Consider the following 11503-nt stretch of genomic DNA (forward strand, 5'->3'; position numbering starts at 1 on the left):
CAAGACCCTGAGAGAAGACCCTGAGAGAAGACCCTGTGAACCCCTTCATGCAACCCAATCGCCGCCACATCCTCAACGCCGGCCTCGGGCTGGGCCTCGCGGGCCTGGCACCGCTGGCCGCACAGGCCCAGGACAAGTACCCCTCGCGTCCCATCACGCTCGTGGTGCCCTTTCCGCCTGGGGGCTCGGTGGACATCATGGCGCGCCAGTATTCCGAGCCGCTGTCGCGCATTCTGGGCGTTCCCATCGTGGTGGAAAACCGCGCAGGGGCGGGCGGCTCTGTCGCGTCGCTGGGCGTGGCCCGCGCCAAGCCTGATGGCTACACCCTGGTTGTGTCCTCGCAGAGCAGCCACCTGGCCAACCCGCTGACGCAGCCGAAAGTCGGCTACGACCCCATCAAGGATTTCGAGAACATCGCCATCCTGGGCCGCCAGCCCAATGCGCTGGTGGTGCATTCGAGCCGGCCCATCAAGTCGGTCAAGGAGTTCATCGAGTACGCGAAGAAGAACCCCGGCAAGCTCAACTACGGCAGCGGCGGCGTGGGCAGCATGGGCCAACTCAACGTGGAGATGTTCAAGGCGGTCACCGGCATCTACACCACGCACATCCCCTACCGCGGCGGCACGCCGCTGATCACGGCCGTGCTGGCCAACGAGGTGCAGTTCATCCTCGACAACCTGGTCATCATGCTGCCCCATGTGCAGGCCGGCAAGGTGCGCGCGCTGGCCGTCGCCTCCGAGCAGCGCCTGCCGCAACTGCCCGACGTGCCCACCATGGCCGAGGCCGGCTATCCCGAGCTCAACCTCAGCTCCTGGACCGGCCTGGCCGCCCCCGGCGGCACGCCCGACGCCATCGTGCAGACCTTGTACAAGGCCGTGCGCCAGGCCGCCACGGCACCGGCCATGGTGGCCAACCTCAAGGAGCGTGGCGTGATCGTGCCCGAGGAAATGCCACCCGCGGCCTTCGAGAAGATGATGGCCGAGCGCCTGGTGAAGTTCGGCGACGTGGTGCGCAAGGCCGGTATCACGGCCGAATGAGTGGTGCTGGCCGGGGGGTGATGCGGGGAATGGGAGAATATCGCCCATGACCGCAGCAGCCCCCACCAACACCCTCACCATCACCCGCCCCGACGACTGGCACCTGCATGTGCGCGACGGGGAGCCTCTGTTCACCGTGGTGCCGCACACCGCCGCCCAGTTCGGCCGCGCCATCATCATGCCCAACCTGCGCCCGCCCGTCACCACGGCCGAGCAAGCCCTGGCCTACAAGGAGCGCATCCTCGCCGCCGTGCCTGCCGGCGTGCAGTTCGAGCCGCTGATGACGCTGTACCTCACCGACAACCTGCCGCCCGAGGAGATCGTGCGCGCGCGCGAAGCCGGGGTGGTCGCCGCCAAGCTCTACCCCGCCGGTGCCACCACCAACAGCGACGCGGGCGTGACCGACCTGCGCAAGACCTACAAGACCCTCGAAGCCATGCAGAAGAGCGGCATGCTGCTGCTGGTGCACGGCGAGGTGACCAGCAGCGACATCGACCTGTTCGACCGCGAGGCGGTGTTCATCGAGCAGCAGCTGATCCCGCTGCGCCGTGATTTCCCCGAGCTCAAGATCGTCTTCGAGCACATCACCACCAAGGATGCGGCCGATTACGTCAACGCCTCCGACCGCTTCACGGCCGCCACCATCACGGCGCACCACCTGCTGTACAACCGCAACGCCATCTTCATCGGCGGCGTGCGCCCGCATTACTACTGCCTGCCCGTGCTCAAGCGCGAAACCCACCGCGTGGCCTTGGTGCAGGCTGCCACCAGCGGCAGCGCCAAGTTCTTCCTCGGTACCGACAGTGCGCCCCACCCTGCGCACCTCAAGGAGCATGCCAGCGGCTGCGCCGGCTGCTACACCGCCCATGCGGCGATGGAGATGTACGCCGAGGCCTTCGACAATGCAGGCGCGCTCGACCAACTCGAAGCCTTCGCCAGCTTCAATGGCGCCGACTTCTACGGCCTGCCGCGCAACACCGGCACCATCACGCTGCAACGCGAATCGTGGACGCCACCCGACAGCTTCGCCTTTGGCGAAGCCGAGCTCAAGCCTTTGCGCGCGGGTGAAGCGCTGCCGTGGCGGCTGGTCTAGAGGCCATTGACTGGGCCGCCGCCTGGCTGGCCCCGTGGCGAGCCTCCGGTCAGCCGGTGGCGCAGCAGGTGCTGCAGCACGGCGCGCCCGTGCACCGTGCGCTGCAGGGAGCCATGGCTGCGCCCGTGCAGTTTGTCCCCCAGGACGACCTGCCCGAAGGCGTCGCCTACGAGCAGCACATCTTCGACACGCGCTGCGTGCCCACGCGCGACAACCTGCACGATTTTTTCAACGGCCTGGTGTGGCTGCACTTCCCGCAGGCCAAGCGGCGGCTGAACGAGTTGCAGGCCGGTGCCATGGTGGCCCACGGCATTGGTGCGGTGCGCGGCCCGCTGCGCGATGCGCTCACGGTGTTCGATGAGAACGGCGCCTTGCTCGACGCCCCCGCGCCGATCTGGCAAGCGCTGCAGGCGCGTGAATGGACGCGGCTGTTCGTGGACCTGCGCCCGCTGTGGCACGAGGCCCGGCTGCTACTGTTCGGCCATGCGCTGCTCGAAAAACTGGTAGCACCCCGCAAGCCCATCGTGGCGCATGTGTATCGGGCACAGTGTGCTATGGATTCGGTAGCGAATGCCGACGCATGGCTGGCCCAGCAGATGGAGCCAGGGAACTGGGCCGGCAAGCCGTTCACACCGCTGCCGGTGCTGGGTGTGCCGGGCTGGTGGGCGGCCAATGAGGATCCCTGTTTCTACGCCGATTCCCAGGTGTTTCGCCCGCCCCGCGTGCTGGCGGGCCCAGCCTCCTAATTCCCGTCAGCGACTGTGTGATAAGGGCCTTCCAGGTAATTCGCCCTACCATACCGCGACGGGACACTGCGGCATGCGGACCCGGGGCGCTTGAATCGGGCCATTCCACCCCCCATGTAGTGAACCGTAACAGCCAATTCAGAAGTGCTTGCCACGCCTGCGACGCGCAGGGCGTCGTTGCAAATGCTCGCCATAGCTTCGGCTATGGCTGCGCTTTGCGCCTAGCCCTGCACACCGCAGGTGCGGCCCTCACTCCCGAATCGACTGTTGCGGTCCACCGACCGCAGTTCCTTGTTTACCCCACGGAGAGAACATGAAGCGGATATTTTTGTTTGTACTGACCAACCTGGCCGTCGTCGTCGTGCTGGGGGTGGTCGCGAGCCTGCTCGGCGTGAACCGCTACCTCACGGCCAACGGCCTGAACCTCGGCGCATTGCTGGGCTTCGCGCTCATCATGGGTTTTGGCGGCGCCATCATCTCGCTGCTGATCAGCAAGCCCATGGCCAAGTGGACCTCGGGTGTGCGTGTCATCGACGGTTCCGGTTCGGCCGATGAGCGCTGGATCGTCGAGACGGTGCGCAAGTTCGCCGACGCGGCCAAGATCGGCATGCCCGAAGTCGGCATCTTCGAGGGCGACCCGAACGCCTTCGCCACGGGCGCGTTCAAGAACTCGGCGCTGGTGGCGGTGTCCACTGGCCTGCTGCAGGGCATGACGCGTGAAGAGGTCGAGGCCGTGATCGGCCACGAGGTGGCCCACATCGCCAACGGCGACATGGTCACCATGACGCTGATCCAGGGCGTGATGAACACCTTCGTGGTGTTCCTGTCGCGCGTGGTCGGCTATGCGGTCGATAGCTTCCTGCGCAAGAACGACGAGAACAGCTCGGGCCCCGGTATCGGCTACTACGTGACCACCATCGTCCTGGACATCGTGCTGGGCTTTGCCGCGGCCATGGTCGTGGCCTGGTTCAGCCGCCAGCGCGAGTTCCGCGCCGATGCGGGTGCTGCCCAGCTGATGGGCCGCCGCCAGCCCATGATCAATGCCCTGGCCCGCCTGGGCGGCATGCACCCGGGCGAGCTGCCCAAGAGCGTGGCCGCCATGGGCATTGCCGGTGGCATCGGCAAGCTGTTCAGCACCCACCCGCCCATCGAAGAGCGCATTGCTGCGCTGCAGAACAAGGCGTGATGCGTTGAACGGCCCCGGGGCCGTATCGCTCAGTAAAAAAGCCGCCGGGTTCACACCCGGCGGCTTTTTTCATGGGGCCTGCGCCCGGGTTCAGCCTGCGTAGGCCGGTGTGGCGCTGGACAGCGACTGCTTCACATGGCGCGTGGTGTCGTCGGCCAGCACCTCGGCGAGGCCTGCCTGCACGCCCTGCAGCGCCAGGCGTGCGACGTCGAGGGGTGCCGCCTTGGGGGCGTCCAGGCCCCGGGTCATGTCGGTGTCCATGTAGGCCACGTGCAGGCTGGTCACCTGCGTGCCCTGGGCGCGCAGTTCATTGCGCAGGCCATTGCTCAGCGACCAGGCTGCCGCCTTGGAGGCGCTGTAGGTGGCCACGGCGGGAATCGTCAGCCAGCTCAGCACCGACAGCACGTTGAGCACCGCCCCGCCACCGTTCGCCTGGAGTACCGGGGCAAAGGCCTGGGCCATGGCCCAGGGGCCGAAGAAGTTGGTCTCCAGTTCTGCGCGCGCAGCCACCATGGCATCGGGGCTGCCCAGCAAGCTCGATCCGCGCGAGATGCCGCTGTTGTTCACCAGCAGGGTCACGTCGGGGCAGGCGGCCACGGCGGCCGCGATCTGGGCGGGGTTCGTGACATCGAGCTGCACGGGGATGACGCCGGGCAGCGTGACGGTGGCGGGATCGCGTGCCGCCGCGTAGACCTTGCGGGCACCAGCGGCAAGGGCCGCCTGGGCAAAGGCCAGGCCCAGGCCCCGGTTGGCACCGGTGATGAAGACGACGGAGTTCTGGAGGTTCATGGAAGCAGTCCTTGGGGCAAAAGATACGAGGTGTGGTGGGAGAAATGGGTTGGTTTGTGGCGCTCACAGTGCCTGCAGCACCGTGGCAATGCCCTGGCCGCCGCCGATGCATTGCGTGGCCAGCGCATAGCGCCCGCCCTGGCGCTGCAGCAATGCCGCCGCCTTGCCGGTGATGCGCACGCCCGTGGCGCCCAGCGGGTGGCCGATGGCCATGCCGCCGCCATCGAGGTTGATGGCCCCGGGCCGCAGGCCCAGTTCGCGGATGCAGGCCAGCGCCTGGGAGGCGAAGGCCTCGTTGATCTCGACCACGTCCATGTCGGCTGCGGCCAGGCCCGCGCGCGCCAGCGCCTTGCGCGATGCCGGGATGGGGCCCAGGCCCATGAAGGCCGGGTCCACGCCCGCCGTGGCCATGGCGACGATGCGGGCCAGCGGTTGCAGTCCATGGCGCGCGGCGTACGCCTCGCTGGTCACCAGCACGGCGGCCGCACCATCGGTCAGGGGCGACGAAGTGCCCGCTGTGACCGTGCCGGTCGCGCGGAATGCGGGCTTGAGGCCGGCCAGCGCTTCGAGCGAGGTGCCAGGGCGGATGCAGCCGTCCTCGGCCACCATCTGGCCGTCGGGCAGAGCGATGGGCACGATCTCGCTGCGCAGCAGGCCGGCCTCGCGCGCGGCGGCCGCCTTGCGGTGGGATTCAAAAGCCAGTTGCTCCTGGTCGGTGCGCGACACCGCGTAGCGCTCGGCCACGTTCTCGGCCGTTTCGCCCATGGAGATATAGGCATCGGTCTCTTCATTCAGCGCGGGGTGGGGCGAGAAGGTGAGGCCGCCCTGCGGCACCATGCTCATCGACTCCACGCCCAGGCACAGGTAGGCCTCGCCCAGGCCGGCCTCGATCTGCGCGGCGGCGATGTGTACCGCCGACATGGACGAGCCGCAAAAGCGGTTCACCGTCATGCCGCTGACCCCGTGCGGCAGCCCCGCCAGCAGCGACGCGATGCGCGCGATGTTGTTGCCCTGCGCGCCCTCGGGGTAGGCGCAGCCGGCGATCACGTCTTCCAGCGTCGCAGGGTCGATGCCCGTGCGCCGAACCAGGTCCTTGATGAGCTCGGCGGCGAGGGTGTCGGGCCGTACCGTGGCCAGCGCACCTTTGCGTGCGAAATGGAAGGGGGTGCGGGCATAGGCGGAAATCAGGGCTTGCATGGCGACCTCGGGCTTCGTTAAATGTCGATTGACATGAATAAATATAAATGTCGATCAACATGTAAAATAAGTCAAGCACAAGGAGAAAGCCATGAAGGTGACCAGGGCGCAGGCCGAGGCCAACCGCGAACGCATCGTGGATGTGGCAGGCGAGTTGTTCCGTGAAAAGGGGTTCGACGGCATCGGGCTGAACGAGCTGATGCAGGCCGCCGGGCTGACCCGTGGCGGCTTCTATGGCCATTTCGAGTCCAAGGACGAGCTGGCCAGCCTGGCGTGTGAGCGCGCACTCGCGGCCAACAACCACTACTGGGAAGAGCTGTCTGCCAAGCCCCCGGCCGAGGCGCTGCAGGCGCTGGTGGGTTTCTACCTTTCGGACCTGCACTGCCAGCGCTTGGCCAATGGCTGTGCGATGGCCGCGCTGGCCGGCGATGTGGCCCGCGTCGGCCCTTCGCTGCAGGTCCCCTTCGAGGCCGGTGTCGAGAACTTTCTGCGGGTTCTGGAGCCGCTGATGCAGGCCGATGGAGCGGAAAAGCGCAGGGAACAGGCCCTGTCCACCTTGTCGCAACTGGTCGGGTCGCTGGTGCTGGCACGGGCTGTCCGCAGCCCGGAACTGTCCAGGGACCTGCGTGCCGCTGCGGGTGCGGCGGTGATGAGGGAGCAGGCGGCTGGATGATCCCTGGTGGGGCGTTGACCAGCCACCGGGATGCTCGGGAGCAAAGGGTGCTCAAGTCGGCGCCATGGAATGACGATACAAGGGAAAACCCGGGTTTGTGGCTTCATCCTGCCCGGAACACCATTGACCCAACGAGCAGACTCCCACCATGTCCCTTTCCCAGACGCGTGTCGCCTTCCGCCTGGCCCTGGCCTTTGGCGTCGTGTGCCTTGTCATGTCCCTGTCGGCCGCCGTGGGCATCTGGCGGTTGGGGGAACTGCAGGACATTGCCGATGACCTGGGCGGCAGCTCCTCCGAGCGGGCACTGCTCGCCCGCGAGCTGCATGCCATCGTGGTGCTCAGCTCGGTGCGCGCCGAGACCCTGCTCGAAATCGACAACCCCGCTTACGCCGCGCGCATCGATGCCGACCGCAAGGTGACCTCGGCGCGCTCCGCCGAAGTGCGCAAGCGGCTCGACGAGCTGGCCGAAGACCCCCAGTCCCAGCGCCTCTTCGACGCCATCGACAAGGCCGGCAACCAGTTCCGCAGCGTGCGCGACGACCTCGTCAAGCGCCGCAAGGCAGGCGAGGCCCTCCCCGCTGATGCCATAGCGGGCAGTTTGCGCCCCGCCGCCGATGCCTACGCGAAAGCCGTGGACGAACTGGCCGAATACCAGCGCCAGCGCGTGGCCGATGCGCGCGAGGCCGCCCTGCGCAGCGAGCGGCAGGGCAAGCTGCTGCTGGCCACGGGCTCGGCCGTGGGCCTGCTGCTGAGCCTGGTGTGTGCCTGGCTGCTGTCGCGCTCCATCCTGCGGCCGCTGGCCCTGGCGTCGGGGGTGACCGACCGCATCGCCGAGGGCGACCTGACCTCGCAGGTGCCTGCGGTGGATGCGGGCAACCGCGATGAGCTGCAGGCCCTGGTGGCCCGCCTGGGTGGCATGCAGTCGCGCCTGGCGGCCTTGGTCGTGGGCATGCGCGGGGCCAGCAGTTCCGTGGCCGATGCCAGCGGTGAAATTGCGGCGGGCAACAGCGACCTGTCGGCCCGCACCGAGCAGACGGCGTCCAACCTTGAGGAAATCGCCGCCAGCATGGAAGAGCTGCTGGCCACCGTGCGCCACAGCGCCGATGCGGCCGCGCAGGCCAGCAGCCTGGCGACCGGCGCCAGTGGCGTGGCCCAGCGCGGGCGCGAGGCAGTGGACCGCGTGGTGGGCACCATGCAAGGAATCGCCCAGTCCTCGCGGCGCATTGCCGACATCACCAGCGTGATCGATGGCATCGCCTTCCAGACCAACATCCTGGCGCTCAATGCTGCCGTGGAAGCCGCCCGTGCCGGCGAGCAGGGCCGGGGCTTTGCCGTGGTGGCCAGCGAGGTGCGCAGCCTGGCCCAGCGCTCTGCCACGGCCGCGAAGGAAATCGGCGGGCTGATCAGCGACAGCGTGCGCCAGGTGGACGAAGGCTCGGCGCTGGTCCACGCTGCTGGCGACACCATGGGCGAGATTGTCGACTCGGTGAAACAGGTGGCGACCATCATCGGCGAGATCAGCACCGCTGCGCGCGAGCAGACCACGGGCCTGAGCCAGGTGGGCGAAGCGGTATCCCAGCTGGACCAGATGACGCAGCAGAACGCCGCGCTGGTGGAGGAGTCTTCTGCCGCAGCGCAGGGCCTGCGCGTGCAGGCGCAGCAGTTGGCCGAACTGGTGGATGCGTTCCGCCTGCCCCCAGGGGCCGCGGCCACGCTGCGCTGAAGCCATCTATCCCGCAACGTCCACCCGCCAGCGCCGGCGCGGCGCGCGCAGGGCGTGGCGCTTGCGGTACTCTGCCGGCGGCATGCCCACATGCCGCACGAAGATGCGGCGAAAGGCCGCAGGGTCTGCGTAGCCGCAGGCCACGGCGATGCTGGGTACGCTCTCCAGCGTCACTTCGAGCATCACCTTCGCGCGTGCGCAGCGCAGGGCGTGCAGGTAGTCGAGCGGCGACTGCGCCAGCTCGGCCTGGAAATGCCGCAGCAGGGTGCGCGTGCTCACCGATGCGGCCTGCGCCAGGCGTTCCAGTGAATACGGCTCTTCCAGATGGGCTTCCATCCAGGCGATGGCGCGCGCCAGGGTGCTGTCGCGCGTGGCGGGTATGTGCTGCTGGGCATTGGCCTGCAGGGCCGCTTGTGCCCGCTGGTGGTCGGGCGCCATCACCGTGGCGCAGGCCCGGGCCAGTTCCTCGCCAAAGGCATGGCGCACCAGGGCGATCGCCAGGTCCACCAGGTTGTGGGGCAGGGCACCGCTGAGCCAGGGGCCATCGTCGGTCCAGTCCCGGCCCGGCACCAGCGCGATGCCAGGGAAGTCGCGTGCAAAGCCGGCCATGTAGAACCAGGGCAGGCTGGCCGTGCGCCCCTGCAGGCGGCCGCTGGCCGCGGCCAGCCAGGCCCCGTCGCCCATCGTCAGCAGCTTCTGCCCGGCGTCCACCGCGATGCCGACCTGGCGCACCAGCGCAGGGTGGCGCGCCACCACCTCGCGAATCGCCGGGATGTCGGCCGCGAGGAACGACGGAATGAACACCGCCTGTGCAGGGCCCGCGGGTCCATCGGTGGAAGGCGTGGCAGCGGTGTAGTGGGACCACGGCCCGGGCGAGGTGGGCAGGGGCCGGCCATCGGCATCGAGGAGCCGCCAGTCCATGCGCTGCGCCTGGTTCCCCGCCCGCAAGCGGGCCAGCAGGTTGGCGCTGCGCAACAGGTCTATGAAGTGCAGGGCAGTGCCCAAGGAGGATTCAGGCACCAGCGGAATATCGATGCGAAAGGTGGGTGCGGGCATGGCGGTATCGGCTCTGTAGATGGCGATTTTCGCTTGTCATGAAACATCTGGGCACCCGTAGCATGAACGCTCGTTCTTTTTCATCCCCCTTTGCACGGACCCCGCCTCATGCACAAAACCCTCTCGTCGATCGCCATTGCCGCCGGCCTCGTGGCCGGCAGTCTGGCACTGGTTACCCCCGCCCATGCCCAGGCACTCGATGCCGCCGGCCTGCAGGCCATCGATGCCGCCGTGAACAGCGTGGCCGGCAAGATGGTCAACTGGCGCCGCGACATCCATGCCCACCCCGAGCTGTCGGGCCAGGAAGTGCGCACCGCCAAGCTGGTGGCCGAGCATCTCAAGCGCCTTGGCATGGAGGTTCAGACCGGCGTGGGCGGCACCGGCGTGGTGGGGACGCTGCGCGGGGGGCTGCCAGGCAAGGTGGTGGCCCTGCGTGCGGACATGGATGCCCTGCCCGTGCCCGAGAACACCAAACTGCCGTTCGCTTCCAAGGTCAAGGCCAACTACCTGGGCAAGGAAGTGCCGGTGATGCATGCCTGCGGGCACGATGCCCACGTGGCCATGCTGATGGGCGCGGCCGAGGCGCTGGCCAGCATGCGGGCCACGCTGCCGGGCACCATCAAGTTCATCTTCCAACCCGCCGAGGAAGGCGCGCCGGTGGAGGCCGACGCCAGCGGCAAGGTACCCAGCTTCGGCGCCAAGGCCATGGTGGAAGAGGGCGCGCTGAAAGACGTGCAGGCCATCTACGGCCTGCACATCACGGCCAACCTGCCGGCCGGCGTGGTGGGCTACCGCAGTGGGCCGCTGATGGCAGGGTCGGACAACATCAGTATCCAGGTCGAAGGCCGGGGTGGCCATGGCTCCTCGCCCTGGAATGCGGTGGATCCGGTGATCGCCGCCAGCCAGGTGGTGCTGGGCCTGCAGACGGTGGTGAGCCGCCAGCTCAACATCAGCAAGGAACCCGCCGTCATCACCATCGGCTCCATCCATGGCGGCACGCGCTACAACATCATTCCCGACAACGTGGAACTGCTGGGCACCTTGCGCACGTTCGACGAAGAGATGCGCCAGGAAGCGCTCAAGCGCATCACCACCACGGCCGAGTCCATCGCGGCGTCCAGCGGTGCCAAGGCCAAGGTGCGCTTCGGCCCCGTGGCCTACCCGGTGACCTCCAACCCTGCGGCGCTGACCGAAGCCTCGCTGCCCGCGCTCAAGCTGGCATCGGGCGGCAAGGCCATGATCATCCCCAAGGTCAGCGGTTCGGAAGACTTCTCCGAGTTCCAGAAGGTGGCACCGGGCTTCTTCTACTTCCTGGGCGCGCCACCCAAGGGCGTGGACTTCAACAAGGCCCCGTCCAACCACTCGCCGCTGTTCGACATCGACGAGGACCAACTGCCCGTGGGCGCACGCACCCTGGCCGCGCTGGCGGTCGACTTCCTGCAGCGCAAGTAAGCCAGCGCGTCAGCGCAGCGCTGCTGCCCGGCTGCCGATGAGCAGGCGAAAGGGCAGCAGCAGCGCCACGCCCAAAGTGAGTTTCACGGCCAGGTCGCCCAGGGCCCAGGTGACCCATGGGTCGCTGGTGCCTGCAAAGGCGATGCTCCAGAAGACGGCCGTGTCCAGCACGGCCGCCAGCAGCGTGGCGACCAGCGGCGCGCGCCACCAGCTGCCGTGGCGCAGGCGGTCGAACACGCCGATATCGAGCCACTGCGACAGCAAAAAGGCCGTGCCCGAGGCCACGGCAATGCGGGCCGGCGCCAGCACCAGCGAGGCCGCCACGGCCACCGCGAACCCCACCCAGGCCACGCGCCGCGCCTGCTGCGGGCCATGGCGGCGGTTGACCAGTTCACTGACCAGGAAGGCCACCGGGTAGGTGATGGCGCCCCAGGTGAGCCAGTCGTTGATCGGAAACTGCACCAGGATGTTGGAGGCCAGCACCACGGCGGCCATGGCCAGCGCGGCGACGGTGAACTGTGTGCGCGTGGGGGCGGTGAACAGCATGGTCA

11 protein-coding genes are annotated in these 11503 nt (G+C 68.1%); 7 read left to right on the top strand and 4 right to left on the bottom strand.

The genetic code is table 11. The features are described 5' to 3' along the window. Positions 1-47 precede the first annotated feature (47 nt). The 4 genes from AC0IZS_RS13000 (at position 48) to htpX (ending at position 4062) form a co-directional block, all read left to right on the top strand. Positions 48-1037: a Bug family tripartite tricarboxylate transporter substrate binding protein gene (locus tag AC0IZS_RS13000; RefSeq protein ID WP_471639516.1), complete on the top strand. Its 990-nt coding sequence runs from the start codon at positions 48-50 to the stop codon at positions 1035-1037. A gap of 46 nt (positions 1038-1083) precedes the next feature. Beyond that, positions 1084-2130 (top strand): dihydroorotase, encoded by a 1047-nt coding sequence (gene pyrC, locus AC0IZS_RS13005; protein ID WP_322595485.1) that lies wholly within the window; start codon positions 1084-1086, stop codon positions 2128-2130. 56 nt (positions 2131-2186) lie between these two features. Then, a complete protein-coding gene (locus tag AC0IZS_RS13010; RefSeq protein WP_471639517.1) occupies positions 2187-2876 on the top strand; it encodes a DUF3025 domain-containing protein in 690 nt (229 codons plus the stop codon). A gap of 313 nt (positions 2877-3189) precedes the next feature. Further along, positions 3190-4062, top strand: a complete 873-nt coding sequence (htpX, locus tag AC0IZS_RS13015) for a protease HtpX (protein WP_471635993.1) — start codon at positions 3190-3192, stop codon at positions 4060-4062. Between the two features lie 90 nt (positions 4063-4152). Here the strand turns inward: htpX and AC0IZS_RS13020 are convergent, their stop codons facing one another. Both AC0IZS_RS13020 and AC0IZS_RS13025 read right to left on the bottom strand, forming a co-directional pair. Beyond that, positions 4153-4851, bottom strand: coding sequence for an SDR family oxidoreductase (locus AC0IZS_RS13020; protein ID WP_471635994.1), 699 nt, complete (start codon positions 4849-4851; stop codon positions 4153-4155). Positions 4852-4914: 63 nt separating this feature from the next. Beyond that, positions 4915-6048 (bottom strand): thiolase family protein, encoded by a 1134-nt coding sequence (locus AC0IZS_RS13025; protein ID WP_471635995.1) that lies wholly within the window; start codon positions 6046-6048, stop codon positions 4915-4917. Between the two features lie 91 nt (positions 6049-6139). Here AC0IZS_RS13025 and AC0IZS_RS13030 point away from each other — a divergent pair, with 91 nt between their 5' ends. Then, a complete protein-coding gene (locus tag AC0IZS_RS13030; RefSeq protein WP_471635996.1) occupies positions 6140-6721 on the top strand; it encodes a TetR/AcrR family transcriptional regulator in 582 nt (193 codons plus the stop codon). 148 nt (positions 6722-6869) lie between these two features. Continuing rightward, positions 6870-8444 carry a methyl-accepting chemotaxis protein gene (locus AC0IZS_RS13035; protein ID WP_471635997.1) on the top strand — a complete coding sequence of 525 codons (1575 nt, stop codon included), beginning with the start codon at positions 6870-6872 and terminating at the stop codon, positions 8442-8444. A 6-nt stretch (positions 8445-8450) separates the two neighbouring features. Here AC0IZS_RS13035 and AC0IZS_RS13040 read toward each other — a convergent pair whose 3' ends face one another. Next, on the bottom strand, positions 8451-9500 hold the full coding sequence (locus tag AC0IZS_RS13040; RefSeq protein WP_471635998.1) for a GlxA family transcriptional regulator: 1050 nt from the start codon (positions 9498-9500) through the stop codon (positions 8451-8453). 108 nt (positions 9501-9608) lie between these two features. Between AC0IZS_RS13040 and AC0IZS_RS13045 the strand changes: the two genes are divergently transcribed. Continuing rightward, on the top strand, positions 9609-10952 hold the full coding sequence (locus AC0IZS_RS13045; RefSeq protein WP_471635999.1) for an amidohydrolase: 1344 nt from the start codon (positions 9609-9611) through the stop codon (positions 10950-10952). A 9-nt stretch (positions 10953-10961) separates the two neighbouring features. On the opposite strand, the gene AC0IZS_RS13050 is transcribed toward AC0IZS_RS13045, so the two are convergent. After that, the gene (locus tag AC0IZS_RS13050; protein ID WP_471636000.1) at positions 10962-11498 is read right to left on the bottom strand and encodes a VUT family protein; all 537 of its coding nucleotides are present in this window, start codon (positions 11496-11498) and stop codon (positions 10962-10964) included. Between the last annotated feature and the right edge of the window lie 5 nt (positions 11499-11503).

It is taken from the genome of Acidovorax sp. AC410 (genome assembly GCF_979253235.1).

Bases quoted from the DNA above. Each gene is read 5' to 3' on its own strand.
- AC0IZS_RS13000 (WP_471639516.1), top strand. From the start codon at position 48: ATGCAACCCAATCGCCGCCACATCCTCAACGCCGGCCTCGGGCTGGGC.
- pyrC (WP_322595485.1), top strand. From the start codon at position 1,084: ATGACCGCAGCAGCCCCCACCAACACCCTCACCATCACCCGCCCCGAC.
- htpX (WP_471635993.1), top strand. From the start codon at position 3,190: ATGAAGCGGATATTTTTGTTTGTACTGACCAACCTGGCCGTCGTCGTC.
- AC0IZS_RS13020 (WP_471635994.1), bottom strand. From the start codon at position 4,851: ATGAACCTCCAGAACTCCGTCGTCTTCATCACCGGTGCCAACCGGGGC.
- AC0IZS_RS13025 (WP_471635995.1), bottom strand. From the start codon at position 6,048: ATGCAAGCCCTGATTTCCGCCTATGCCCGCACCCCCTTCCATTTCGCA.
- AC0IZS_RS13030 (WP_471635996.1), top strand. From the start codon at position 6,140: ATGAAGGTGACCAGGGCGCAGGCCGAGGCCAACCGCGAACGCATCGTG.
- AC0IZS_RS13035 (WP_471635997.1), top strand. From the start codon at position 6,870: ATGTCCCTTTCCCAGACGCGTGTCGCCTTCCGCCTGGCCCTGGCCTTT.
- AC0IZS_RS13040 (WP_471635998.1), bottom strand. From the start codon at position 9,500: ATGCCCGCACCCACCTTTCGCATCGATATTCCGCTGGTGCCTGAATCC.
- AC0IZS_RS13045 (WP_471635999.1), top strand. From the start codon at position 9,609: ATGCACAAAACCCTCTCGTCGATCGCCATTGCCGCCGGCCTCGTGGCC.
- AC0IZS_RS13050 (WP_471636000.1), bottom strand. From the start codon at position 11,498: ATGCTGTTCACCGCCCCCACGCGCACACAGTTCACCGTCGCCGCGCTG.